The sequence below is a fragment of the Stappia sp. 28M-7 genome (assembly GCF_014252955.1).
Lineage (GTDB): Bacteria > Pseudomonadota > Alphaproteobacteria > Rhizobiales > Stappiaceae > Stappia.
In genome coordinates, this window is sequence record NZ_JACMIA010000001.1 from 119,404 (window position 1) to 144,885 (window position 25,482).

The 25,482-nt window shown below is 67.2% G+C and carries 25 protein-coding genes; 7 read left to right on the plus strand and 18 right to left on the minus strand.

Annotated features, from left to right (window positions below):
• Positions 1-16: 16 nt before the first annotated feature.
• From H7H34_RS00550 to H7H34_RS00575, 6 genes are all read right to left on the minus strand, one after another.
• Positions 17-847, minus strand: coding sequence for a GNAT family N-acetyltransferase (locus H7H34_RS00550; protein WP_185923922.1), 831 nt, complete (start codon positions 845-847; stop codon positions 17-19).
• Positions 844-1,590: an aspartate/glutamate racemase family protein gene (locus H7H34_RS00555; RefSeq protein ID WP_185923923.1), complete on the minus strand. Its 747-nt coding sequence runs from the start codon at positions 1,588-1,590 to the stop codon at positions 844-846. Before H7H34_RS00555 ends, H7H34_RS00550 begins: the two co-directional genes overlap by 4 nt.
• Positions 1,591-1,603: 13 nt before the next feature.
• Entirely contained in the window at positions 1,604-2,431 is an 828-nt protein-coding gene (locus H7H34_RS00560; protein ID WP_185923924.1) for an ABC transporter permease, read from the minus strand.
• A gap of 1 nt (position 2,432) precedes the next feature.
• Entirely contained in the window at positions 2,433-3,326 is an 894-nt protein-coding gene (locus H7H34_RS00565; protein WP_185926378.1) for an ABC transporter permease, read from the minus strand.
• A gap of 119 nt (positions 3,327-3,445) precedes the next feature.
• Positions 3,446-4,750 (minus strand): ABC transporter substrate-binding protein, encoded by a 1,305-nt coding sequence (locus H7H34_RS00570; protein ID WP_120270620.1) that lies wholly within the window; start codon positions 4,748-4,750, stop codon positions 3,446-3,448.
• 38 nt (positions 4,751-4,788) lie between these two features.
• A complete protein-coding gene (locus H7H34_RS00575) occupies positions 4,789-5,877 on the minus strand; it encodes an ABC transporter ATP-binding protein (protein WP_185923925.1) in 1,089 nt (362 codons plus the stop codon).
• Positions 5,878-6,135: 258 nt separating this feature from the next.
• On the opposite strand from H7H34_RS00575, the gene H7H34_RS00580 reads away from it, so the two are divergent.
• A complete protein-coding gene (locus H7H34_RS00580; RefSeq protein WP_185923926.1) occupies positions 6,136-6,849 on the plus strand; it encodes a GntR family transcriptional regulator in 714 nt (237 codons plus the stop codon).
• Here H7H34_RS00580 and H7H34_RS00585 read toward each other — a convergent pair.
• Together H7H34_RS00585 and H7H34_RS00590 are read right to left on the minus strand one after the other, a co-directional pair.
• A complete protein-coding gene (locus H7H34_RS00585) occupies positions 6,846-8,069 on the minus strand; it encodes an SAM-dependent methyltransferase (protein ID WP_185923927.1) in 1,224 nt (407 codons plus the stop codon). The two genes, H7H34_RS00580 and H7H34_RS00585, sit on opposite strands and share 4 nt — an antisense overlap.
• Positions 8,070-8,208: 139 nt before the next feature.
• Positions 8,209-8,775: a cupin domain-containing protein gene (locus tag H7H34_RS00590; protein ID WP_067223052.1), complete on the minus strand. Its 567-nt coding sequence runs from the start codon at positions 8,773-8,775 to the stop codon at positions 8,209-8,211.
• A gap of 138 nt (positions 8,776-8,913) precedes the next feature.
• Between H7H34_RS00590 and aptA the strand changes: the two genes are divergently transcribed.
• Positions 8,914-10,248: an omega-aminotransferase AptA gene (aptA, locus tag H7H34_RS00595; protein ID WP_208996889.1), complete on the plus strand. Its 1,335-nt coding sequence runs from the start codon at positions 8,914-8,916 to the stop codon at positions 10,246-10,248.
• A gap of 21 nt (positions 10,249-10,269) precedes the next feature.
• On the opposite strand, the gene sigJ is transcribed toward aptA, so the two are convergent.
• The 8 genes from sigJ to H7H34_RS00635 form a co-directional block, all read right to left on the minus strand.
• Positions 10,270-11,205, minus strand: coding sequence for an RNA polymerase sigma factor SigJ (gene sigJ / locus H7H34_RS00600; RefSeq protein ID WP_185923928.1), 936 nt, complete (start codon positions 11,203-11,205; stop codon positions 10,270-10,272).
• Complete coding sequence (locus H7H34_RS00605) at positions 11,195-11,659, minus strand: carboxymuconolactone decarboxylase family protein (RefSeq protein WP_185923929.1); 465 nt, start codon at positions 11,657-11,659, stop codon at positions 11,195-11,197. The genes sigJ and H7H34_RS00605 overlap by 11 nt, the downstream gene beginning before the upstream one ends.
• Positions 11,660-12,019: 360 nt before the next feature.
• Entirely contained in the window at positions 12,020-12,622 is a 603-nt protein-coding gene (locus tag H7H34_RS00610; protein WP_185923930.1) for a demethoxyubiquinone hydroxylase family protein, read from the minus strand.
• Between the two features lie 278 nt (positions 12,623-12,900).
• On the minus strand, positions 12,901-14,472 hold the full coding sequence (locus H7H34_RS00615; protein WP_185923931.1) for an amidase: 1,572 nt from the start codon (positions 14,470-14,472) through the stop codon (positions 12,901-12,903).
• A gap of 13 nt (positions 14,473-14,485) precedes the next feature.
• Positions 14,486-15,295: an alpha/beta fold hydrolase gene (locus H7H34_RS00620; RefSeq protein WP_097175338.1), complete on the minus strand. Its 810-nt coding sequence runs from the start codon at positions 15,293-15,295 to the stop codon at positions 14,486-14,488.
• A gap of 97 nt (positions 15,296-15,392) precedes the next feature.
• Positions 15,393-16,694, minus strand: a complete 1,302-nt coding sequence (locus H7H34_RS00625; protein WP_410176329.1) for a TRAP transporter large permease — start codon at positions 16,692-16,694, stop codon at positions 15,393-15,395.
• 70 nt (positions 16,695-16,764) lie between these two features.
• Positions 16,765-17,253: a TRAP transporter small permease gene (locus H7H34_RS00630; RefSeq protein ID WP_245164922.1), complete on the minus strand. Its 489-nt coding sequence runs from the start codon at positions 17,251-17,253 to the stop codon at positions 16,765-16,767.
• 42 nt (positions 17,254-17,295) lie between these two features.
• Entirely contained in the window at positions 17,296-18,333 is a 1,038-nt protein-coding gene (locus H7H34_RS00635; protein ID WP_185923932.1) for a TRAP transporter substrate-binding protein, read from the minus strand.
• Positions 18,334-18,535: 202 nt separating this feature from the next.
• Here H7H34_RS00635 and H7H34_RS00640 point away from each other — a divergent pair, with 202 nt between their 5' ends.
• From H7H34_RS00640 to H7H34_RS00650, 3 genes are all read left to right on the plus strand, one after another.
• On the plus strand, positions 18,536-19,366 hold the full coding sequence (locus H7H34_RS00640) for an IclR family transcriptional regulator (RefSeq protein WP_185923933.1): 831 nt from the start codon (positions 18,536-18,538) through the stop codon (positions 19,364-19,366).
• Positions 19,363-20,163, plus strand: coding sequence for an aspartate dehydrogenase (locus tag H7H34_RS00645; protein ID WP_185923934.1), 801 nt, complete (start codon positions 19,363-19,365; stop codon positions 20,161-20,163). The genes H7H34_RS00640 and H7H34_RS00645 overlap by 4 nt, the downstream gene beginning before the upstream one ends.
• Positions 20,164-20,273: 110 nt before the next feature.
• On the plus strand, positions 20,274-20,807 hold the full coding sequence (locus H7H34_RS00650; protein WP_147421914.1) for a hypothetical protein: 534 nt from the start codon (positions 20,274-20,276) through the stop codon (positions 20,805-20,807).
• 204 nt (positions 20,808-21,011) lie between these two features.
• Here H7H34_RS00650 and H7H34_RS00655 read toward each other — a convergent pair whose 3' ends face one another.
• Together H7H34_RS00655 and pdxR are read right to left on the minus strand one after the other, a co-directional pair.
• Positions 21,012-21,440: a VOC family protein gene (locus H7H34_RS00655; protein WP_185923935.1), complete on the minus strand. Its 429-nt coding sequence runs from the start codon at positions 21,438-21,440 to the stop codon at positions 21,012-21,014.
• 125 nt (positions 21,441-21,565) lie between these two features.
• Positions 21,566-23,065 (minus strand): MocR-like pyridoxine biosynthesis transcription factor PdxR, encoded by a 1,500-nt coding sequence (gene pdxR / locus H7H34_RS00660; protein ID WP_185923936.1) that lies wholly within the window; start codon positions 23,063-23,065, stop codon positions 21,566-21,568.
• A 111-nt stretch (positions 23,066-23,176) separates the two neighbouring features.
• On the opposite strand from pdxR, the gene H7H34_RS00665 reads away from it, so the two are divergent.
• On the plus strand, positions 23,177-24,409 hold the full coding sequence (locus tag H7H34_RS00665; RefSeq protein WP_185923937.1) for a benzoate/H(+) symporter BenE family transporter: 1,233 nt from the start codon (positions 23,177-23,179) through the stop codon (positions 24,407-24,409).
• Positions 24,410-24,534: 125 nt separating this feature from the next.
• Positions 24,535-25,479, plus strand: a complete 945-nt coding sequence (locus tag H7H34_RS00670) for a LysR family transcriptional regulator (RefSeq protein WP_158592751.1) — start codon at positions 24,535-24,537, stop codon at positions 25,477-25,479.
• The last annotated feature ends 3 nt before the right edge of the window (positions 25,480-25,482 follow it).

Genomic DNA, 25,482 nt, shown 5'->3' on the forward strand with positions numbered 1-25,482 from the left:
GGCGCTCGCGTATCCCTCAGCCGAGCTCCAGCGTCGTCGTCGCCAGCACGCGGGACGCATCGCCCGGCGGTACGCCGTTGCGGTACATGCGCGCGGTGGCGAACCCTTGCGTGAAGCCGGCCTGCTCCAGCCACCTACCGAAGCCGTGCCCCGTGTCGGGCACGTCGAGATGCAGCTCCTCGCTGCCGGTCGCTGCGCCGAGGGCGGCAAGAAGAGCCGTCCCGTCCGCCAGCGTGTCGGCGAAGAGCGGCCCGACCTTCCACCCTTGAAGGCATTTTCGCGCCGCGCCATAGCCGACGACGCGCCCATCCCTGATCGCCATGCGCGCGACGCGCGGGCCCGAAATCCAGGCCGAAAGGAAGGCCTCGCGTGGGGCCGGGAAGACAGCCGCGTCATAGGCGGCAACGCCGGGATCGGCCGGGGCGATGCGTGTGCCGGCCGGCGGTGCGGCCTCCGGCGCCTGTCCCGAAAAGCGCAAGGTGCGATAGGCGACGGCAAAGCCCATGCTGCGGTAGTTGTCTTCCTGAGCCGGCACGCCGTCGAGGCCGATGCAGCGCTCGCCGAGCCTTGCCATGCCGGCATCCCAGACCCGGCGCCCCAGCCCTTGGCCGCGCAGGTCCGGCCGGCAGATGTAGAGCCCGATGAAGCCGAAGTCCGGCCCATAGGAGACGGCGGAAATCCCCGCTGCCATTTCGGTGCCGAGGAAGAGCCCCAGAAAGCCGCCGGGATCGGCTGCATGGAAGGCCGGTGCATCGTCGAGGCCGGGGTTCCAGCCCTCGCCGGCGGCCCAGTCGATCAGGAGGGGCAGTTCATCGGGGGCAAGCGCGCGCAGTGTCTGTTCGGTCATTCGGTCCCTGCCGGCATCGGAGCGAAGGAGGCCATGGCGCCGCTGTAGCGCTTCGGCGAGGGGGCAGCATAGGCGCCTCGCTTGGAGGTGAACAGCCCGAGCGAGGCAAGCGCCTCCGCCTGTTTCACCGCGGCACTCACTCCGTCGATTACCGGAACGCCGAACTCCTCGGACAGGCGGCGCGCAAGGTCGGCCATGCCTGCGCAGCCGAGGACGATCGCCTCCGCATGGTCTTGTGTCAGCGCCGCGCGGATCTCTGCCCGCAGCAGCTCGCCGGAACCCGATGCCGGGTCCTCCAGCGACAACACTGACATGCCGGCGGCGCGCACTTTCGCCCGTCCCGCCATGCCGTAGCGCGCGACCAGATCCTCGACCGGCACGCGCGCGGCCTCGGCCGTCGTCACCACGGTGAAGCGGCGGGCGACGAAGGCGGCGAGCGACAGCGCCGCCTCGCAGATGCCGAGCACGGGAATGCGTGCCATCGCCCGCGCCGCATCGAGCCCGGTATCGTCGAAGCAGGCGATCACCGCGGCCCGGGCGCCGGCCCGTTCGCCCTCGCGGATTTCGGCGAGCAGCCCTGGCACGGAGAGCGCCTCGTCGTAATAGCCCTCGATGGAGGCGGGGCCTGCCTGCGAAGTAGCGGCGATGATCCGCGTACCAGGAGCCGCGACGGCCTTGGCTGCGGCCTCGATGGTGCGGGTCATCGATGCGGTGCTGTTCGGGTTGACGATCAGGAGGTCCATTGTCTGCCGTCCGTCACGCGGTGCCCTGGCCGCGGGCGCGGCGGCGGCCGAGCCAGAGGATGGCACCGAGCGTTGCCACGATGACGAGGAAGGAGAACAGCGTCGTCACGGTGCCGAGCGCGTAGAGCACCGGCGTCGTGACGTTGGTGGTCATGCCGTAGATCTCCAGCGGCAGGGTGTTGTAGGTGCCCGAGGTCATCAGCGAGCGGGCGAACTCGTCATAGGACAGGGTGAAGCCGAACAGGCCGACGCCGACCAGCATCGGCGCGATCATCGGCAGCAGCACGTGCAGGAAGGTTTGCCAGGCGCTTGCGCCAAGGTCCCGCGCGGCTTCCTCGTAGGCGGGCGAGAAGCGGTTGAACACGGCGAACATGATCAGCACGCCGAAGGGCAGGGTCCAGGTCAGGTGCGCGCCGAAGGCGGAGCTGTACCAGGCCGGGCGCAGGCCCACCTGATGATACATCACGCCGATGCCGAGCGAGACGATGATCGAGGGCACCACCAGGCTGGCAACCGAGAGGTAGAACAGCGGCGTTGCGCCGAAGAAGCGGCGGCGGAACGCAAGGCCGGCCAGCAGCGACACCACGACGGTGACCAGCATGACGCCGATACCCAGCGCCAGCGAGCGGCGGAAGCTGCCGCCGAAATCGCCGACCGCCTGGCGCTCCGTCAGGTTGCGGAACCAGTGCAGCGAGGTGCCGTTGAGCGGGAAGGTCAGCCCGCCGTCCGGTCCCTGGAAGGACAGGATGACGATGGCCGACAGCGGCCCGTAGAGGAACACCACGAACAGCGCGAAGAACAGCGCCAGGATCCAGAACTCGAGGCCGCGGGTCTCGCTCATTTCACAGCTCCTTGCGGATGTCGACGACGCGCAGGATCGCGGCGACGAGCAGGAGGACGATGGCCAGCAGCACCACCGCATTGGCGGCGGCGGCCGGATATTGCAGCAAGGACATCTGGTTGCGCATCATCAGGGCGACCGAGGCGCTCTGCCCGCCCGACATCACCTGGACAGTGATGAAGTCGGCCATCACCAGCGTCACGACGAAGATCGTGCCGATCGCCATGCCGGGCTTGGCCAGCGGCAGGATCACGTTGGTGAGCACCTGGAGGCTGGAGGCGCCGGCATCGTGCGCCGCCTCGATGAGCGAACGGTCGATGCGCATCAACGTGTTGAAGATCGGCGTCACCATGAACAGCGTGTAGAGATGCACCATGGCCAGCACCACGGCGAAATCGGAATAGAGCAGCCATTCGACCGGGGCCGGCACGATGCCGAGATCGACGAGCGCCGTGTTGACCAGCCCGTTGCGTCCGAGCACCGGAATCCAAGAGATCATCCGGATGATATTGGAGGTCAGGAACGGCACTGTGCAGACCAGGAACAGCACCATCTGCATGGTCTGGCTGCGCACGTGGAAGGCGAGGAAATAGGCGACCCAGAAGCCGATGAAGAGGGTCAGCGCCCACACCATCGCGGCATATTTGAACGTGTTGAGATAGGTCCGCCAGGTCACCGCCGAGCCCAGCGTCTCGATGTAGTTGGTCAGCACGAAGTCGGGATAGAGCCGGGCGAAGTCGTAGTCCCAGAAGCTCACCGCGACGATCATCGCCAGCGGCGCCAGCAGAAAGGCGCCGAGGATCAGCGCCAGCGGGGCCGCCTGCAGATAGGCGGCGGCAGCCTTGCCGAAGCGGGCGAGACGGCGGGCGGGCGGCGTCCCGTCCGGTTCGCTCATCGGGGCGGCAGGCGGATTGGCGGCAGCGGTCATGCCTCGGCTCCGGTGCGGGGTTCGTAAGGGGCGGGAAACCGCTCTCCCGGGCGGCAAGCCGTTCCGGGAGAGCGGAAAGGCGCGCGTCAGGCGGCGATGAACTCGTTCCAGCGGCGGACCATGTAGCGGTCCTCGTCCATGACCGAGTTCCAGCAGGCGACCTTGCCCATGCGCTCAGTGAAGGAGCCGCCGTCGCGTACGGCACCGGCCTTTTCCATAACCTTGCCGTCCGGCGACAGGATGTCGCCCTGCGCCGGCTTGCCCTCGACCCAGAAGCCCCACTCGTCCTCGGACATGTACTCCTTCGCCGTCTCCATGGCGGCGGAGTAGTAGCCTTGGCGGTTGAGATAGGCGCCGACCCAGCCGGACAGGTACCAGTCGATATATTCGTAGGCCGCGTCGAGCTTGGCGCCCGATAGGTGCTTGGCAAGGCCGATGCCGCCGCCCCAGGCGCGGTAGCCTTCCTTGAGGGGCTGATAGACGCAGGGGATGCCGCGCGAGCGCACGGCGGCGACTGCGGGCGACCACATCGACTGGATCACCACCTCGCCCGAGGCCATCAGGTTGACGCTCTCGTCGAACGACTTCCAGAAGGCGCGGAACTGGCCGTCCTTCTTGGCCTTGATGAGGAAGTCGATGGTCTTGTCGATCTCCTCCTGGGTCATGTTGCCCTTGTCGGCATACTGGATCTCGCCCAGTGCCTCCATGATCATCGCCGCGTCCATGATGCCGATGGAGGGGATGTTGAGGATCGAGGTCTTGCCCTTGAAGGCCGGGTCCATGATGTCGGCCCAGCTGGTGATCTCGCGGCCGACCAGATCGGGGCGGATGCCCAGCGTGTCGGCGTTGTAGATCGTCGGCACCATGGTCAGCCAGTCGGTCGGAGCGCTGGCGAAGGTGGTGGAGTCCTTGCCGTCGACGAAGCCGACGGTGTGCGGCGCCGTGCCTTGCGCGATGACGCTGTCCGGCGCCAGCTTGCCGTCGATGAACAGCGGCACGATCTTGTCGTAATACTTCAGCCGCGAGACCTCCATCGGCTGCATGACGCCGGCCGGGAACACCTTCTTGGCGATCCAGTACTCGATATCGGCGATGTCGTAGCTGTCCGGCTGGGTGACGGCGCGCTGGGCGGCGGCATCGGAATCGGTCGCCGTCATTTCCAGCGTGATGCCGAGGTCTTCCTTGCACTTCTCGGCGATGGCATTGAGGTTCGATACGCCGGTGCCGAACTGGCGCAGGGTGATCGGGTTCTGCGCCCAGATGGTCGGGAAGCCGGTGATGGCGCCGCTGCCCGCGACAAGGCCGGCGGCGGCCGCGCCGGTCTTCAGCAGCGTGCGGCGGGAGAGCCCGCCGGTACCGGCGGCGGTCTTGCTGGTCGGTGTCGTCGTCATTGTCATTTCCCCTCTTTGTGATGGTCGGCCTTGGTTTTTCAGGAAGCGAGACGGCCGAGGACGATGGCGTCCTCCCGGTTCCACGCGAGCGGCGCCGCATCGCCGACCTTCACGGGCGCGGCGAAGAAATCGGTGTCGCTGACGATTGCTGTGAAGTCGTCCACGCCGGCTCCGGCGACGGTGAGCTTCACCGACGAGCCGCGATATTCGACGTTCTCGACGACGCCGGTGAAGCCGAGGCCAGGCGCCGAGGCCGGGCCGATCCGCACCCGGTCGGTGCGCACGGCAATGTCGATGGGCGCGTCCGCGTCGTGCGGCGCGCCTATGGCGGAAAACAGCCCGCCGCCCGCCGGGGCGATGCTGACGCCGCGCTCGTCACGGCCCGCAAGGCGCCCGGAAATGACATTGTGATCGCCCATGAAGCGGGCGACGAAGGCAGTGGCGGGCCGCTCGAACACGTCACGCGGCGGGGCCGCCTGCTCGATCCGCCCGGCATTCATCACGACGATCACGTCGGCGAGCGCCATCGCCTCTTCCTGCGAGTGGGTGACATGCACGAAGGTGATGCCGAGCGAGGCCTGCAGCCGCTTCAGCTCGGCGCGCATCTTCACCTTCAGGAACGGGTCGAGCGCCGACAGCGGCTCGTCGAGCAGCAAGGCTTGCGGATCGGTGATCAAGGCACGGGCGAGCGCCACACGCTGCTGCTGGCCGCCCGACAGCTGCGCCGGCCGGCGCGAGGCGTAGGGCTCCATATGCACCAGCTGCAGCATCTCCAGCGCACGCCGCCGCCGCTCTTCCCTGGCCACGCCCTTCATCTTCAGGCTGAAGGCGACATTGTCGGTGACGTCGAGATGCGGAAACAGCGCGTAGGACTGGAACATCATCGAGGTGCCGCGCCGCGCCGGCGGCAGGTCGGTCACCACCTGGTTGCCGAGCCGCACATCGCCTCCTGAGATGCTTTCGTGGCCTGCGATCATCCGCAGCGTCGTGCTCTTGCCGCAGCCCGACGGCCCCAGCAGGCAGCAATAGCTGCCGGCCGGGATCTTCAGGCTGATCGCATGCACGGCCGTGGTCGACCCGTAGACCTTGGTGACGGAGGCAATGTCGATGGCGGCAGCCTTGCTCATATGCGGTCCCCTCTGACGTGCATGCTGCAATGCATCATGCGTGCCAGTCGCATCGCGCGGGCGCTTCGTCAGGAATCGCAAGGGTTTCGGGGGAGGTTGCGGCAGCCCGCTGAATGAGCGGCTTGCTGCGCTGCACAGATTCTGTGCGATTGTCTGCAAAGCATGAAAAGATTGTATGCAATCTAGTCAGTGGGTCGTGTGCGGTCCCTGTGCGCGGCGAGCGAAACGCGCTACAAGAACGGCAGGGAATCACATGCCATGACCGCTCACGATCATGCCGCCGCCGGCGGCCAGCTCTCCGACGACCGCGCCGGTGCGATCCGCGACCGGCTGCGCCTGGCCATTGTCGGGCGCAAGCTGGCACCCGGCACCAAGCTGTCGGAGGCCGAGGTCGGCGCCCTGTTCGACGTCAGCCGCACGGTCGTGCGCGCGGCGCTGCAGATGCTGGCCTTCGAGGGGCTGGTGCGCAGCGAGCGCAATCGTGGCGCCTTCGTCGCCAATCCCTCGCCCGACGAGGCGCGGCAGATCTTCGCCTCCCGCCGCCTGATCGAGCCGGGCATCGCCCGCGAGGCCTGCGCCCGCGTCGATGCGGCCACGCTGGAGCGTTTCGCCGCGCTGATCGCCGAGGAAGCGAGCCAGATCGCCGCTGCCGGACCGCAGGCGCGCCAGGCGGAGATCAAGGCATCCGGAGATTTCCACCTGCTGCTGGCCGAGGTGGCGGGCAACGCCATCCTGCACCGCTTCATGGAGGAGCTGGTGGCCCGCTCCTCGCTGGTGATTGCGCTGTACGGGCGCTCGGATGCTTCCAGCTGCGCCCATGCCGAGCATCGCGGCATCCTCGACGCGCTGGCCGCGGGCGATGCGGACCGGCTCGCCCGGCTGGTCGGCGAACATATCGACCATATCGAGGCCGATCTCGACCTTGCCCCGCAGGGGCGGGCGCCGGCGCTGAAGGATGCGCTCGGTCTCTAGGTCTTCGGTTTCGTCTCGCGCGCCTCGGCCGCCCGCTCCGCCTCGAACATGTAGTCCCGGGTGATCGGCACCGTGTCGATCCGCTTTGCCAGCTGCAGCTGGAACACCATGTTGGTGCGCCGCCGGAAGCCGACCTCGCACAGCGCCAGATAGAATTCCCACATCCTGAGGAAACGCGCGTCGTAGATCTTCAGAACCTCGTCGCTGCGGGCGAGGAACCGCTCACGCCAGTGGCGCAGCGTCTCCGCATAGTGCAGCCGCAGGATCTCGACATCGGTGGCATACAGCCCGGTCTTCTCCACTTCGGTGAACACTTCCGACATCGCCGGCAGGTCGGCGCCGGGAAAAATGTACTTGCGGATGAAAGGGTTGATCGGAGCAGGCACGTCCGAATAGCCGATGGCGTGGATCAGCGCGACGCCGTCCTCGGCAAGCAGCTCGCGCAGCTTGGAGAAGTATTCCAGGTAATGCCGCTTGCCGACATGCTCGAACATGCCGACCGAGACGATCCGGTCGAACGGGCCCTGCTGCTCGCGGTAGTCCTTGAGGTGAAACGAGACCCGCTCGCCAGCCGGCGAGCGGGCAGCGCGTGCGCTTGCGTGGGCATACTGCTCCTCGCTCAGCGTCACGCCGGTCACCTCGGCGCCGTGCTCCTCGGCAAGGTAGAGCGCCAGCCCGCCCCAGCCCGAGCCGATGTCGAGGACCTTCAGGCCCGGCCGGTCGAGCATCAGCTTGGCCGCGATATGCCGCTTCTTGTTGAGCTGCGCCTCTTCCAGCGTGTCGTCGGGCGAGCGGAAATAGGCGCAGGAATACTGGCGGTCGCTGTCGAGAAAGAGATCGTAGAGTGCCGGCGACAGGTCGTAGTGATGGGCGACGTTGCGCCGGGCCCGCCCCATCGGATTGGACTGTTTCAGCCGGGCGGTGGCGCGCTCCAGCAGCGACATCCAGGGATGGCTGGCCTCGGTACCGTAGTTGCGGGCAAGCAGGTCGAGAAACTCGTACAGCCTGCCGTCGTCGACCGACAGGCTGCCGTCCATATAGGCTTCGCCGATGCCGAGCACCGGGTTGCGGACCAACTGCCAGTCGGAGGCCTGCGGCGACAGGCGGACGGTTGCGACCGGCTCCGAGCCGTCACCGAGAAGATGGCGGCGGCCGGTCCTGTCGATCACGGCAAGGCTGCCGCGGCGAAGGATGGTGCGAAGGATGCGCAGGAAGATCATGGGTGGGGCTCGCGCTCATGTGGGTCCGGGTCGGGCCGCCGGGGAGGCGGTCCACATGCACAGGCGAGCGGCGGGAAGACCCGCCGCAGGGCGAGCCTAGCACGCTATCGTTGCCGAGCGAAAGGCGGCCGATGCAGGCCTAGAAACTGGGCGGCGTGCAGGCGCTGACCACGATGCAGGGCTCCGGCCCGACGGCGCGAAAGCGGTGCGGCTCGGTGCTGTCGAAGGCATAGGCATCGCCCGGCCCCAGGATCTTGCGCTGGTCGCCGACCGTCACCTCCAGCCGGCCGGAGATCACCACGCCGCCCTCCTCGCCATCATGCGACAGCGGCGCGCGCCCGGTATCGGCGCCGGGCTCGTAGCGTTCATGCAGGATCTGCAACCGCCGGCCGAACAGGTTACCCCCGACCTGGCGGTAGGAAATCCTCCCCTTGCCGATTTCCTTGAGCTCTTCCGCCTGGAAGAACACCTGCCGCTCGGCGCCGGGCTCGAAGGCGAAGAAGTCGGTGAGGCTGACGGGGATCCCGTCGAGCACCCGCTTCAGCGCGCCGACGGACGGGTTCATGCGGCCGGACTCGATCAGCGAGATCGTCGCGTTGGTGACGCCGGCCCGTTTGGCCAGCGTCCTCTGGGACAGGCCGTGCGCGGCGCGCAGCGTCCGCAACCTGCCGCCGATATCGAGTTCCGCATCGCCGCCGTTAGACATGTTTACGATCCCGAACGTTTTTCTGCTCGGGCTAGTAAAAACAATGGCTTGCGAAAATCAAGAAACAGACTGTTTCAGGATGGAAAAAGGGCGCAGGCTGCACGCTGACAAAAAACCGCCAGAGAGGCCGCCATGGACATGCTGGACGACACGCCCCGGGGCAAGAGCAATCGCAAGCTCGACGCCTACTGGATGCCCTTTACCGCCAACCGCCAGTTCAAGGCGTCGCCGCGCATGCTGGTCGGTGCCAAGGGGCTGCACTACACCAGCGACGACGGGCGCGAGATCCTCGACGGCACCGCCGGCCTGTGGTGCTGCAATGCCGGCCACGGCCACACCGAGATCGCCGATGCGGTGCATCGCCAGCTGCTGGAGATGGACTACGCGCCGTCCTTCCAGATGGGCCATCCGCTGGCGTTCGAATTCGCCGAGCGGCTCAAGGATCTGGCGCCGGACGGCTTCGAGCACGTCTTCTTCACCGGTTCGGGTTCCGAATCCGTCGACACGGCGCTGAAGATCGCGCTGGCCTGGCACCGGGCTCGCGGCGAGGGCTCGCGCACCCGCCTGATCGGCCGCGAGCGCGGCTATCACGGCGTCGGCTTCGGCGGCATCTCCGTCGGCGGCCTCGTCAACAACCGTCGTCATTTCGGCACGCTACTGACCGGCGTCGACCACCTGCCGCATACCCATGCGCCGGAGCACAACGCCTTCTCGCGCGGCCAGCCGGAATGGGGCGCGCATCTTGCCGATGATCTGGAGCGCCTCGTCGGCCTGCACGGCGCGGAGACCATCGCCGCCGTGATCGTCGAGCCGGTCGCCGGATCCACCGGCGTTCTGGTGCCGCCGAAGGGCTACCTGCAGCGCCTGCGCGAGATCTGCGACAAGCACGGCATCCTGTTGATCTTCGACGAGGTGATCACCGGGTTCGGCCGCCTCGGCACGCCCTTCGCCTCGCAGTTCTTCGGCGTCATGCCGGACATCTTCACCACGGCCAAGGGCCTGACCAACGGCGCGGTGCCGATGGGCGCGGTCTTCACCACCGACCGCATCCACGATGCCTTCATGAACGGGCCGGAAGGCACGATCGAGCTGTTCCACGGCTACACCTATTCGGGCCACCCGATCGCCTGTGCCGCCGGCCTTGCCACGCTCGACATCTACGAGCGCGACGGGCTGCTGACCCGCGCCGCCTCCATCGCTCCGGCCTGGGAAGAGGCGCTGCACGGGTTGAAGGACGCGCCGCATGTGATCGACATCCGCAATCTCGGCCTGATCGGCGGCATCGAGCTCGCCTCGCGCCCCGGCGCGCCGGGCGCGCGCGCCTACGACGTGTTCACGGCCTGCTTCCAGGAAGGCTGCATGATCCGCGTCACCGGCGATGTCATCGCCATGTCGCCGCCGCTCTCCATCGGCGAGGCGGAGATCGCTCAGCTGATCGGCACGCTGCGCAAGGTGCTCGAGCGCACGCAGTAAAGCGCAGGCGGGGCGTCAGCCCTAGGACACAGCAGTCGGCCCGGGCACCTCGTCCGGGCCGCCGGCCTCGGCCCATAGCCGCGCCAGCTTGTCCGGATTGCGGACCAGATAGATCGCCTGCACGCGGCCATCCGCGACCTCGACGGCTGTCGCCTGCCGGGTGCCGTCCGCTTCCAGGGCAAGTTCCCCGGGCAGTCCGTTGAGCTGCACCCGGCAGCGCCAGGCGGGCGGGCGGCCGAACTTGCGCGCCACGCCGGCAAAGAAACGGGCAATGCGCAGGGCGCCGCGGATCAGGTTGCGGGCCGCGATCTTCTGCCCGCCGCCGTCCGAATGCAGCACCGCGCCTTCGGCCAGCAAGCGGCTCAGCTCCTCGACATCGTTCTGCCGTGCCGCGTTCAGGAAGGCGGACGCCACGGCTTCGTGCTCCTGTTCATCGACGGAAAAACGCGGCCGCGCCTTGCGGATATTGTCGCGGGCCCGGCTGGCGAGCTGCCGGCAGGCGGCCTCGCTGCGCCCCAGCGAGGCGGCGATCTCGCCGAAGCCGATATCGAAGACGTCGTGGAGCAGGAAAGCCGCCCGTTCCAGCGGCGAAAGCCGCTCCAGCGCCAGCATCAGCGCGAAGGAAATGTCGGAGGCGAAGGTCTCTTCCGGCGGCTCGGCAGGTGCGCCGCCGGCCGCGCCGAGCATCGGTTCCGGCAACCAGGGGCCGTCATAGGCCGCCTGTTCGCGCCGGCGCCGCCGCAGCCGGTCGAGGCAAAGGCGGGTGACGACGGTGGACAGGAACGCCTCCGGCTCCTCGACCTTGCTGCGGTCCGTGCGCTGCCAGCGCAGCCAGGCGTCCTGGACCACGTCTTCGGCATCGGCGCGCAGGCCGGTCATCCGGTAGGCGAGGCCGGTAAGCCGGCCCCGCACCTTCTCGAACGTGTCTACCGCGTCGCTCGCGGCGTCATGCTGCATCGGCCTTGCTCGTTCCCTTCGGGTGTTCGCTGCGAAAACCCACCGCCAGCCGGTTCCAGGCGTTGATGGTGCAGATCAGCATCGACAGTTGTACCCGCTCCGCCTCGTCGAAATGCTCGGCGATGCCGGCGTAATCCTCGTCCGGCGCGCCGGTCTGCGCAAGCAGGGTCAGCGCCTCTGTCCACGCAAGCGCGGCCCGCTCGCGCGGCGAGTAGAGCGAGGATTCGCGCCAGGCCGGCAGCAGGTCGAGCCGGGTCTGGTCCATGCCGCCGGCCCGCGCGTCGCGCGAATGCATGTGGAGGCAGTAGGCGCAGCCGTTGATCTGCGAGGCGCGCAGCTTCACCAGCTCGACGAGCTCGCGTTCCAGCGTGCCGCCGCGCGCGGCCGCGTCGAGCGCGAGCATCTGTTTCAGCATGTCGGGGGCGATATTGTAGTAGTCGAGACGGGCAGTCATGGGAGGTCTCCAGTGCGTTGGTGTCACTCCTTAGACGCTCGGGCTCCGCCTGCTGTGACATGGCGCGTAAAAAAAATCTGCCCTCTCGTGCGGGGGCCGCTTCCCGCCGATTTCGAGCGCCTGTCCCCGTCCTTTGCCTTTTGCGGAAATCGAGACGGATTTTGCAAAATTCCGTCTCGAAATCGCGAAATTTCGAGAATGGCCTCTCGAAGTCGCTGAACCATCGCCTCCGGGCCGTCGATCCGAATTCGGGCCGAGTGAGGGGCGGTTCGGGCGCCCGCACGAGCGCGCCTCGGGTCAGCGATGGAAAAATGCGATGTCAGACAAGCGAAGATTTCGGTTGATCGGGATCCTGGGGGATTAGTTTCTGGCCCTGGCCATTTCCGCGCGCATCCAGCTGGAATCGCCCCAGGTCGAAAGCCAGATCATCAGGTCGGTCAGGCCACTGACGAGCGGCAGCAGCAGGGCGCGGGAAAGGCCGCGCGCCTGCTGGTTGTTCTCGGCCTCGCGCAGATGCGTCAGCTCCTCTTGCTGGATCGAGGCGATGAGGGCGTGCAGCTGCGGATCACGGTCGGCAAGGAAGGCGAGCTGGTCCTCCAGGTGGCGGTGGACGGTGCTTTCCACGGCCTCGGTGCAGATCCAGACCGTGTTGCGCCCGCCGAGCGCGGTCAGGGCGCCGAGCACATAGCCGCCGAGGCTCCAGAGCGACATGATCCGGCACGGCCGGGCGCCGCGCGCGGGCATCGCCTCACGAAACAGGCGGCAATGGTCGATCTCGTCGGCGCGCATCTCTTCCAGGGCCGGCACGATGTCGGGATAGAGGCGCCGGGCGACCGCGATCTGGGCACCGTAGATCCGGATCGCGCCGAACTCGCCCGCGTGGTTGACCTTGAGAATGCGGCGGATAGTGAGCTGCGGATCGCGGACGCGGGTGTCGGGCGCGACTGGCAGACTGGTCTTCATCGATGTCGCTCGCCCCTTGCCGCCGATCAACGCAGCGACCAGTACAGAAAGAGCGGCGGCAACTCGTCAAGAGGAGGGGAGCACGCTTTTCGGATGCGTGGACCGAAAACGGCGGCACCCGGCACCGCAGGCTGTGCTGCGGCGCCGGGTGCCATGTTGCGGCGATGGGGCGCCGTGCTCTGGCTTCCCGGTGCAGCCGGGAGCCCCGGCTTCCGGGCGCGGGGGTCTCCTTGCTGGCTTGGGTGCCAGTTTTGGGGTGGCGGGCATCAGCCCGGACGTCAGGCGAGCATTTTCGCGATGACGCGCTCGACCTCGGCGGCGATGCGCAGCAGCTGCTCGTCGCTGCCGAAGGCGCCGGCAAGCTGGACGCCGATGGGCAGGCCGGCCGAATTGACGCCGCAGGGCAGGGTGATCGCCGGCAGGCCGGACTGGTTGAACGGCGTTGTGAAGCGGGTCAGCGCCGGATGCAGCGGCCGCTCGGCGCCGTCGATGATCACACTGGTCGCGCCGATCTTCGGGGCGGTGGTCGCGATGGTCGGGGTGATCAGCACGTCGACATCGGCGAATGCGGCCTGCAGCGCCTCGCGCTGCACCGTGCGCAGGCGCTGGGCCTTGACGTAATCGACGGCGGCGAGGAACTGCCCGACCTCGAGCCGCACCCGCACATCCTCGCCGAGCAGCTCGGGATGCTCCGCCAGCGCTTGCCAATAGGCCTGCGAGGCCTCGGCGCTGACCGTCTGGACGTGGATCGGCAGGCAGTTCTCGACCGCGCTCAGGGGCGTGGGGACGATGGCATGGCCTTCGCCGGCAAGCAGGGTGATCAGGGTCTCCAGGCGCGCAAGGATCTCGCCGTCGACCTCGTCGTAGAAGTGGTTGGTCGGCTTGCCGAAGCGCAGGCGCCCGATCTTCAGGTCGGACGGGGGGACGCAGGTCTCCGGCGCACGCCCCGCCATGACGGCGAAGAGGAGCGCGGCATCGCGCACGTTGCCGGCAATCGGGCCGACATGGTCGAGCGACCAGGCGAGCGGCATCACGCCCTCGCGGCTGATGCTCTCGTAGCTCGGCTTGAAGCCGGTCGCCCCGCACAGCGCGGAGGGAAGGCGGATCGAGCCGGACGTGTCGGTGCCGACCGCTACCGGCGCAAGGCCGGCCACGACCGCACCGGCCGAGCCGGAGCTGGAGCCGCCGATGATGTGGCCGGGATGGCCGGGATTGGCGACGGCGCCGAAATGCGGGTTGATGCCGGTCGCGCCATAGGCGAGCTCGTGCAGGTTGGTCATGCCGCCGATCAGGGCGCCCGCCTTGCGCAGGTTGGCGACGACCGGCGCGTCGTCGTGGTCGAGGCTCGCCGGCATGGCCTTCGTGCCGCCGGTGCGCGGATAGCCGCGCACGAACATGTAATCCTTGACCGGCACCGGCACGCCGGCGAGCGGGCCGAGATCCTCGCCCTTCGCCGCGCGGTCGTCGAGATCGCGTGCCTCCTTGCGCACCAGGCCGGCGTCGAAGGCGGTGAAGAGGTTCATGTCGGCGACGGCTTCCGCGCGGGCGATATAGGCCTCGGCGATCTCCGACACCGAGACCTCGCCCCGCCGCACGCTGGCGGCAATGGCAAGGGCGGTGCCCGGCGCGCCGTCGCTCAAGGGCAGGGCGGCGGGCTTTTCGGCGGCGGCAGGAAGGCCGGCGGTAAACTGCGGCTGAGCGTCCTCATGCGGCAGGGCGGCGAACTGGCGCAGCTCCAGTTCGTTGACGCGCAGGCGCTCTTCCCACTGCGGGATGCGGTCCAGATGGCCGTAGTCGCGGTACTGCGCGACGGCGCGAAGCAGTTCCGGCAGGTCCTTGCTCTTCCACATGGGGCGGCTCCTCTCAGCTGGCGGCGGCGGCGGGGGACGTCATCCGGCCTTCGACCAGGAAGTCGTGCAGGTGACGATGGTAGAGGTCCGGCTGGGTCTGCGGGCAGAAATGCCCGCCGGTCGGCAGCGTGGTCAGGACCGCGTTCGGAATGTTCTGCGCCAGCTCGTTCCACAGGTAGCGCGGGGTGATCGCGTCATCCTCGGCGCCGATCACCAGGGTGCGCGAGGAAATGCGCGGCAGCTCTGCGCGGGAATCGAAGTCGAGCAGCACGCCGATGCGGCTGGCGATGATCTCCTCGCTGCCGCTTTCCCCGACCGTCGGGGTCAGGGCCTCGGGCTCCTCGCCGAAATACCAGGGCGGGTAGCGGAACAGCCGGCCGAACTGCTCGTACGCCTCGAGCCCCAGTCCCTTGAGGACGGCGAGGCGCAGGCCGAACAGGCTGCGGAAATAGGCATCGCCATGCGCCCAGGAGGCGCTGAGCACCAGGTCGCCGACCCGCTCGGGACGGGTGAGGGCCATGGTCTGGGCGATGATGCCGCCGGTCGAATGGCCGACGATGGACGCGCGCTCGACGCCGAGATGGTCCATCAGGGCCAGCACGTCGTTCGCCATCAGCTCGACCGTATAGTCGCTGGTCTGCGTCTCGCTGCGGCCGGTGCCGCGGTGATCATGCAGGACGACCTGGAAGTCGCGCGCCAGACGCTCGGCCTGGGCGCGCCAGAACTCGCCGACGCCGCCGAGACCGGAGACGAGGAACAGGGGGCGTCCGTGCCCGAGCACCTCGTAGTGGAGCCGCCCGTTTTCGATATCTGCAAAGGCCAATACACACTTCCCGGTCTTGAGATGCCGGGAGCAGCCCGGCGCAATGCTTGCAAGGAACGGCAGCCTCGCGGCCGGGGGTGCCGGCCGCGGGGAGCGCCTACCGAAGCAGGTTCGGCAGGAACAGCACGAGCGAGGGAAACAGGATCATCACGGCGATGCGGACGATGTCGGCGAGAATGAACGGCGCGACGCCCTTGTAGATTTCCCAGATGTCGGTGTTCTTCGATATGCCCTTGATGACGAAGACGTTCAGGCCGAAGGGCGGACTGATCATGCCGATCTCGACGGTCATGGTGACGATGACGCCGAACCAGATCGGGTCGAAGCCGAGCTGGGTGATGATCGGATAGACGATCGGCACGGTGAGGATGACGACGGCGGCCGAGTCCATCACGCAGCCGAGCACCAGCATCACGGCGAGGATGACCAGCAGCGTGCCATAGGCGCCGAGATCGGCATCCAGCAGCACCTGCGCCACCTTCTGCGGCGTCTGGGTGATCGTCAGGAAGTAGCCGAACAGCAGGGCGCCGGCGAGGATCGTCAGGATCGCGGCCGCCGTGCGCACGCTCTCGGTCAGCGAGATGAACAGGCGCTCGAAGGAGAAGCGGCGCGAGGCGAAGGCGATGACGATGGCGCCGGTGGCGCCGACCGCGCCCGCTTCGGTCGGCGTGAAGATGCCGCCGTAGATGCCGCCGATCACGGTGAGGCAGAGCAGAATGATCGGGCTGAGCCGGGTGAGGCTGACGACGCGCTCGCGCAAGGGCGGCACGATGCCGGCCGGCGCGTCCTCGGGACGGCGCATCAGCCACAGCCGCGCGGTCAGCATGTAGAAGGCGATGGCAATGATGCCCGGCACCACGCCGGCCATGAACAGCAGGCCGATGCTCTGCTGCGTCAGGAGCCCGTAGATGGCGAGCGCGATGGACGGCGGAATGAGCACGCCGAGCGTGCCGCCGGCGGCGATGACGCCGGTGGCCAGGCGCTCGGAATAGCCGTAGCGCTTCATCTCCGGCAGGGCGAGGCGGGTCATGGTGGCGGCGGTCGCAGCCGACGAGCCGCAGATCGCGGCAAAGCCGCCGCAGGAGGCGATGGTCGCCGCCGCGAGCCCGCCGCGGAATCCGCCGAACCACAGCTGGGCGGCGCGGAAGAGGTCGGCGCTGATGCCCGACGCGACCGCGACCGCACCCATCAGGATGAACAGCGGGATCAGGCCCATCGTGTAGTCGGAAAAGGTCGAGATGACCGAATGGGAGACGAGGCGGAAGGCCGGCTCGAACCCGGTCAGCAGTCCGAAGCCGATGATGCCCGAGCTGCCCATGGCAAGGCCGATGGGCACGCGCAGCGCGCACAGCAGCAAGGTCAGACCGAACCCGAGGAACATCACGAGGTTGGTGTCCAGCATGTCTTGTCTCTCAGGGTCTGAAGTCGGGATCCGAAGTCGGGGACGGCAGGTGGGCGCGGCCGCCGGATTACAGCGCCGGGTCGATGGGCTGTTCGTCGACGAGATGGGCGGGCGGCCAGATGGTCTGGGCGAGCAGCACGGCGACGGAGGCGAGCGTCCCGAGCCAGGCGGCGAACTGGAACCCCCAGACCGACAGGCCGAGGTCGATGGTCAGGAGTCCGGCCTTCATCGTGTCGAGCACCTTGAAGAACAGGGCGACCGAATAGATGCCGACGATCACGAGGCTGAGAACGGTGCCGGTGCGCGACAGGATCCTGCGGGCGAGCGGGCCGGCGCGGCCCCAGAACACGTCCAGGCGGATATGGTCGTTGTAGTAGAAGGCGGCGGCCATGCCCCAGCACACGACGATGCTGAGCAGCATGCGCGAGATCTCGAACTCGTCGGGAACCGGCGTGTTGATCAGGTAGCGCGTCGCGGCCGACACGGAGGTGAGAAGCGCCATGGCGAGCAGCAGAACCGCTGGCACAGCTTCCAGGATGGTCTTCAGAATTCGCATGGCGCTTCTCGTTTTTCAGGTAGAGCCCGAAGCGGGCAGGCGTCAGTAGGCGGCGTCGTACTTTTCGAGCAGCGCCTTCAGGTCGCCGAACACCTTCTCGCCGTCGACGCCCTTGACCGCGACATCGGCGGCCCACTTGGCCTGGACGCCCTTCGCCAGTTCCTTCCACTCGCCGAGCTGCTCGTCGGTGAGCTTGTAGACGTCATGCTCCGGCTTGCCGAGCAGGACCTCGCGGCCCTCGTTCTCGAAGTCGGTCCAGGCGACGGGCAGCTTTTCCGACCAGTCGGCGCTGCAATGGCTGTCGATCACGGCCTTCTGCGCGTCGGACAGGCGCTCGTAGGACGACTTGTTGATCAGGATCGCGGTCGCCAGCGAGTAGAGCGTCGTGTCCATGTGGTAGTGCAGGGTGCGGTCGGCGCCGAGCGCCTGGAGCAGCTTCCACGGGAAGGAGATCGCATCGACGACGCCGCGCTCGACGGCCTCGGCCGCATCGTTCGCCGACATCTGGATCGGCGAAGCACCGCCGAGACGGTAGAGCTCGGCCGCCATCACGTTGGGAGAGCGGATCTTCAGGCCAGCAAGGTCGGCCGGGCGCTCGATCTTCTTCTTGGCGTGGACGGTGCCGCCGCCGTCATAGAAGGTGTTGCAGACCTTGACGTCGGACATCTCGGTCTCGGCATAGGGCATGTACCACTCGTAGAGCGCACGCGAGCCGCGGTCGTTGGCCGAGACGAGGAACGGGATTTCCGCCGCCGAGACGATGGGGAAACGGCCCGGCTCGATGCCGACCAGGTAGAAGGCGATGTCGACGATGCCGTCGCGCGCCATGTTGTAGTGGTCCTTGGCCGGACCCATCTGCTGCGCCGGGAAAATGTCGATGGCGATGGAGCCGTTCGACGCCTCGCCGATGGACTTCGCCCAGGGCTCCAGCACGCCGTAATGCAGCGCATTGTTGGTCGGCAGGTTGTGCGACAGGCGCAGCCGGACCTGCGCGTCTTCCGCCATGCTCGACGTGGTCAGGGCGCAGGCCCCCATCAGCGCGACAGCCAGCGCGCCGGTGAACTTCTTGAACTTCCTCATAAGACCCACTTCCCTCTGGTTTGTTGGAAGGCACTCGAACCCTGGTTGTTCCACCCTTGGTTCCGCCAGGCGGGAGTTCCGTCAGGCGAAACAAGTTCCGTTTAGTGGAACTTTTGTATTGCAATGTGGAACAAATTTGTGATGATGAGAGTGCGGACGTCAAGCGCTTTTTGAACGGGCGCCTTGCCAGGGGGAGAAACAGGTGTCGGAGAAGACAGGCGAAGGTCGCGACCTTCTGGAGCGCCAGCTGCAGCTGCTGGAACTGGTCGCGCGCAATCCCGACGGGCTGGGCTTCAGCGGTCTGCAAAACGCGCTGGGCCTGCCGAAAGCCTCCGTGCACCGGCTGATCGCCGGGCTGGTGAAGGCCGACTGCATCGCCGTCGGCGGGCCCGACGGGGATGGCGAGGGCGAGAGCGGCGAGGGCACGGGGCGCGGGCGCAAGGTCTACATGCTCGGCAACCGCATCCGCCGCCTGCTCGGCAGCGCTGTCGACCCGCAGCAGATCGTCGCCCTGTCGCAGACGGTGCTGCATCGCCTTGCCGAGGAGTTCAAGGAATCCGCCTTCCTGTCGGTGCTGCGCGGCGACCGCGTGGAGACCGCGGTGCTTGTGACCCCGGCCAAGGACGCGCACGGCTTCGTCAATCCCGGACGGATCATGCCGGCCCATGCCGCTGCCTCCGCCAAGGCGATCTTCGCCTATCGCGACGAGGCCGAATGGGACCGCATCCTCAAGCAGGAGCTCACCCCCCTGACCGACCTGACGCTGACCTCGCCGGCGGCGGTGAAGAAGGAGTACCGGGCGGTGCGCGAGAGCGGCATCGCCTATTGCCGCGAGGAGATCGACCGCGGGCTGATGGGCATCGCCGCGCCGCTGCACCTGCCGCAGATCGGCGTGATCTACGCCGTCTCCATCGTCGGCCCGAGCAACCGCATCCGCGAACACGACGAAAAGCAGCTGGAAGCCTCGCTCATCAGGGCGGCCGGCGAGCTGTCAGAGATTTTCACCGCCAATTTGAGGATCGACAGGGCGTGACGGCAAACATTGCGATCATCGGTTTCGGGGGCATCACCCGGACGCTGCTGGCCTCGCTCGCCGGCAACAAGGCCGTGCGCGTCAAGAACATCGTGGTCCGCCCCGAGCGCATCGGCGCGCCGGACCACAGCTGGCAGGACGCCCGCTTCGTCGGCTCCATAGGGGAGCTGGATGCGGATGTGGACACGGTGATCGAGGCGGCCGGCCATGCCGGCCTGAGGCAGCATGCGGGCGACGTGGTGGCGAGCGGCGGCCGCCTGGTGCTGGCCTCGTCCGGTGCTCTGGCGGACGATGCGTTCCGAAAGGGGCTGGAGGCGACGGCGCGTGAAACCGGTGCGGAGATCCATGTGGTCAGCGGCGCCATCGGCGCGCTCGATGCCCTGGCGACGGCGCAGATCGCCGGCCGGCAGGCGGTCCGCTATACCGGCATCAAGCCGAGCCGCGCCTGGCGCGGTACGCCGGCCGAGCAGTGCGTCGATCTCGATGCGCTGTCCGCTCCGACGACCTTCTTCACCGGCTCGGCGCGCGAGGTGGCGCAGCTCTACCCGGCCAATGCCAATGTCGCCGCGACTGTCGCCCTTGCCGGCCCTGGTTTCGACGAAACGACCGTCTCGCTGATCGCCGACCCGGGCGCGGTGATCAACCGACACGTGGTGGAGGCGGACGGCGTGCTCGGCAGCTTCCGCTTCGAGACGACCGCAACCCCCTTGAGCATCAACCCGCGCACCTCCGGCACGACGGTCTTCAGCATCCTGTCGTTCCTGAACAGCGGCTCCAACTCGGTGCGGCTGGTGTAGGGGGGGCTTCTAAAGGACTAGACTATTTAGAAAATTACGAACACACTATTCTCGCATTAGAGCTTTGGTTCGATCATATTTTTAAGGTTTTGCAGATGCCCAAACACTTGATGATCGCTGTCGACTGGTTCGGCCCCTATGACTTGGACAGTGCTCGCGAAGCGGCCAAGTCCGACTATGGGCATGCCCTCTATATGTGCCTTGGGCGTAGGCCCTATCAGCGCTCAAGAACACTTCAGTATGTCGGTATTGGAAATGCTGTGCATACTCGCCTCACCGAAGAGCACCACAAGCTCCAACAAGTGACTCGTGAACGCCAGATCTGGCTGGGAGAGATCGTGACGGCCGAACCGTCTGGTAAGAAGCTGAAGGTCACCAGAGCAACCTTGGACTATGCTGAGTGGTTGCACGCTCGATTTCTTCAGCTTCCTTTAAATGAGAAAAAAACCAAGACCTTGCCTCCCCGCAGCGTTACGGTAATGAATCGCTGGTTCAAAACCGATTATGAGACAAAATATGAGAGGCGTCCCCATGCGGACTGGCCGGATCTTATAGATTATCCGGATTACGATCTTCCTGCTCGTCTTGTTTGGTTTGGGAATAGGCAGAGAATATTCCAGGCTCCAGGCTATGCAGATCCGTAATGTTATTTTTGTGTAGAGTTTACTGAAATATCGTCAGGAAACGATTAAGATTTATTTGTTATAGTCTAGGCAGGACTTTGCTGGTGAAAGATCCGCTTGGGCACGGCAGGCGGAATGCTCCTTCCGATGGTTGCACGCGTTGCATCAATATCGGCCGACGTTCGAGATCTTTTGGGAAAGACAACACGTCGCTTCCGCTCGGTATTAGAAATCGATGGTGACCGAGGGCACGTTGCGCTGGGCCTCGCCCTGGTAGACCGCCTCGATATTGTTCCCGTCCGGGTCGAGCAGGAAGGCGGCGTAGTAGCCTGGGTGATAGGCCCGCAGGCCGGGGGCGCCGTTGTCGCGGCCGCCATTCGCCAGCCCGGCGCGGTGGAAGGCGTCGACGCTCTCGCGGTCCTTCGCCTGGAAAGCGATGTGGTGCCGCCCGGTCAGGCTGCCCGATGCCGTGACGCTGTCGGGAGAGGAGACGACGAGTTCGTCCGCCATGAAGTAGCCGTTGCCCGTGCTGACCACAGGGATATCCAGCACCGACAGGACCGCCGTGTAGAAGGTTTCGCTCGCCTTCAGATCGTGCACCACAAGCTGGATGTGATCGATCAGGCGGCCGCGATGCAGTCGGGTGGTTTCCATGGGCGTTCCTTCTGTGGCGGTGGGCCGGGCGGTGCTGTGCCCCTCGCCGGATCTCGAGGAAACATCGGAGCGCGGCCCGGACGCAATGGCTCGCAACGTCGCGGGTGGGCGGGAAGGGCGCGTCTTTACCCGGCCCTCTGTCCAGCCGCTGCGCGATAGGCGGTCGCCAGCTTGCGGACCGCGGTCTCGATCTCGGCCGGCGTGTAGGCGGCAAAGCCCATCAGGACCCCCGTTTCGGGTTTGCCGAGGGCATGCAGGGCGGACAGTCCCAGAAGCTCGATCCCGACACGCCGCGCCGCGCCGATGGCGGCGCGTTCCGACAGGGCGCCAGTCAGGGCGCAGGGCATCTGCAATCCGCCGATGGGGACGCGCGGCTCGATGAACTCAGCCAGATGCGTGCGCACAAGGCGCGCCAGAACCTCGAGCCGTTCGGCATAGATGCCGCGCATGGTGCGCACATGGGCGCCGAAATGCCCGCCTTCCATGAAACGGGCCAGCGTCAGCTGCGGCAGCGGCGCGGAATGCCCGTCGAGCAGCGTGCGCGCCACCGTCATCGGCGTCACCAGCTGCGGCGGCAGCACGACATAGCCAATCCGCAGGCCCGGAAAGAGCGACTTGGTGAAGGTGCCGATATAGATGGTGCGCTCGTGCGGATCGAGCCCCTGCACGCAGGCGGTCGGCTTGCCGGCATAGCGGAACTCGCTGTCGTAATCGTCCTCGATGATCCACGCCCGGTGCCGGGCGGCCCACTCGATCAGCGCCAGGCGGCGGTCCAGCGCCAGCGTCGCGCCGGTCGGGAACTGATGGGACGGCGTCAGGAACACCGCCTTGACCTCGCGCGGCTCGGCCGTGATCTGCTCGACGGCAATGCCCTGCCGGTCGACGCGAACGGGCACGCAGTCGAGCCCCGCCGCGTCGAACGCCTTGCGCGCACCGTAATAGGCCGGGTCCTCGATGAAGATGCGGTCGCCGGGATCGAGCAGCATGGTGGCGCATAGCGACATGGCCTGCTGCGAGCTGGTGAGGACCAGTACCCGCTCGGCGGTGGCGCGCGCCCCGCGCTCCAGGTTCACATAGTCGGCGATGGCTCGGCGCAGCGGCTCGCACCCTTGCGGATCGCCATGGGCCAGGGCCTGCGTCCGGGCCTCCTTGACCACCTGCCGCTCCAGCCGCTCCCACAGCGCCAGGGGAAAGGTGCGGGTTTCCGGCACGCCGGGCGCGAAGGGGCGCGGGACCAGCATCTCGCGCACTCCGCCGCCGCGGAACATGGCAGCCCCGCGCTGGCTGAGGTTCGGCGCCCGCTGGCGTGCGCGCGCGTCGCGGCGGGACTGGCTGTGCCCGGGCGTGAACTCGCTCATCTGCGAGACGAAGCTGCCGCTGCCGACCCGGCGGTCGATGAAACCCTCCGCATGCAGCCGCCCGTAGGCCGCCTCCACCGTGTCGCGCGACACACCGAGCGAGGCGGCAAGCGCCCGAGAGGCCGGCAGCGGCTTGCCCGGACCCAGCGCGCCATCGACGATCAGTTGGCGGATCGCCCGCTGGATCCGCGCATGAAGCGGCATCGCCGCATGGGCGGGGTGGGCGATCCATGCCTTCACCGATTCCAGTTGGGAGTGCTTGAACAAATGGTCTGGTCCATTCGCGAAAAGTGGCGGGGTGTATCAGGCCATTGACCGGATATTTGTCAAGCCGGCCCGTCGGCCGCCCGTCCCAACGTCCGGAGACCATTGCAGATCATGTCGTCCCGCATCTCCCCGTCCTCCCTCCGTCTCAGCGATCTGACGCATCCGGTCGTGGCGGGCCTGATCTCCGTCATCGTCAACTATGGCGGCACGTTCATCCTGGTGTTCCAGGCCGCCAAGGTCGCGGGGCTGAGCCCCGAACTGACGGCCTCCTGGGTCTGGTCGGTCTCCATCGGCGTCGGCCTGACGGGGCTTTTCCTGAGCTGGCGCTACCGCGAGCCGATCATCACCGCCTGGTCGACGCCGGCGGCGGCCTTCCTCGTCGCGGCGCTGGCAACGACGCCCTATCCGCAAGCCATCGGCGCCTACATGATCTCGGCCGCGGCCTTCGTCGTGCTCGGGCTTTCGGGCTGCTTCGAGAAGGTCATCCGGCTGATCCCGCCGGGCATCGCCTCGGGCCTGCTCGCCGGCATCCTGCTGCAATTCGGCATCGGCGCCTTCGGCGGGGCGAATGTCGATCCGCTGCTGGTGGGTCTGCTGGTCGTCGCCTATGTGGTGCTGAAGCGCTTTTCCGCCCGCTATGCCGTGGTCGGCATCCTCGCCCTGGGGCTGGTCTTCCTGCTGACGCAGGGCCGGGTCGACCTGTCGGGGCTGAGGCTGGAGCTCGCAGCGCCCGTCTTCACCATGCCGGAATTCTCGCTGAACGCGCTGCTTTCGGTCGCGCTGCCGCTGTTCCTCATCACCTTGAGCGGCCAGTACATGCCGGGCATGCTGGTGCTGCGCAACGACGGCTTCAAGACCAGCGCCAACCCCATCGTCACCGTGACCGGGCTCGGCTCGCTCCTCATGGCCCCCTTCGGCTCGCATGCCTTCAACATCGCGGCGATCACGGCGGCGATCGCCACCGGCCGGGAAGCCCATGAGGACCCGGCCAAGCGGTGGATCGCCGGTATCGCGGCCGGCTGCTTCTATGTGCTGGTCGGCGTGTTCGGCGTGACGCTCGCCGCCGTCTTCATGGCCTTTCCGGCGAGCTTCATCACGACCCTTGCCGGCCTGGCGCTGCTCGGCACCATCGGCGGCAGCCTGGCCGGTGCGATGGCCGACCCGGCCTCGCGCGAGGCGGCGCTGATCACCTTCCTCGCTTCGGCGGCGAACATCACGCTGCTCGGCATCGGCGGGGCGTTCTGGGGTCTGGTGATCGGTCTTGTCGCCCACCTCGTCCTCAACGGCCGCCTGCCGCGCCGCGAAGGGGCGGGCCTCGCCGTGGGCAAGGGCGCTGCGAAGTGAGAAGGGCGGCCCGCGCCGGATGCGGGCCGCGCTACACAAACCGGCGGCGGGTGGTATAAGGCCGGATCTCATGCGTGCGGGCAATGGCTTGGCCGAAACGCAGAAGCTGGCGATCCGGGTTCACGATGCTCAACTTAACCGCCTGCCGCTATTTCCTGGAAGTCGTGCATCTGGGCTCCATCCGCCTGGCCGCCGATCGGCTGCACGTGTCGCCCTCGGCCATCAGCCGCCAGATCGCCAAGCTGGAACGGGAGTTCGGCGAGCCGCTGCTCGACCGGCGCGCCAACGGGGTGCAGCTGACCGAGGCGGGCACGCTTGCGGCCGAGCATTTCTCCTCGATCCTCGGCCAGATCGACCTGATCCGCGGGGAAATGTCCGATCTGCGGAAGCTGAAGTCGGGCAGCGTCTCCATTGCCACGGTGGACGGCATCACCGACCCCTATCTGTCGGAACAGATCCTTGCGTTCCGCAAGAAGTTCCCGGCCGTGGAATTCCGCATGCGGATCAAGGGGCGCGAGCGCGTCCTGGAGGTGCTGGAAAAGCGCATCTGCCAGGTCGGCTTCGTCTACGACCACTTCTCCCATCCGATGATCGAGATCGTCGGGCAATGGCGCCAGCCGCTGCTGGCCCTGGTGCCGCCCTCGCATCCCTTTGCCGACGGGCGGGCGGTGAAGCTGCCGGACATCGCCGAATGCGACTGCGTGCTGCCGGACGACAGCTACGGCATCCATCACCTGGTCCACAGGGCGTTTCGCAAGTTCGGCGGCAAGCCGAAGGCGATCATGGTCGCGGACCAGCTGCACTTCCTGATCCGCCACGCGATCCGGTCCAACGCGATCGTCTATGTGCCGCTGCAGGCGGCCCTGCGCGAGGTCGAGGCGGGCGAGCTCGTGCCGCTCAACCTCGCCTGCGGGGACTTCGAGCACCGCTTCATCTACGCGATCGTGCGCCGGGACCAGCGGCGGTCCCCGGCCTGCGACGCGTTCATCGCCATGTTGACGTCGAACTTCCCCAAATACGAGAAGAGCGACGCCAACATGCTACGGCGACTGAGGGCTGCTCAGGCGTGACGT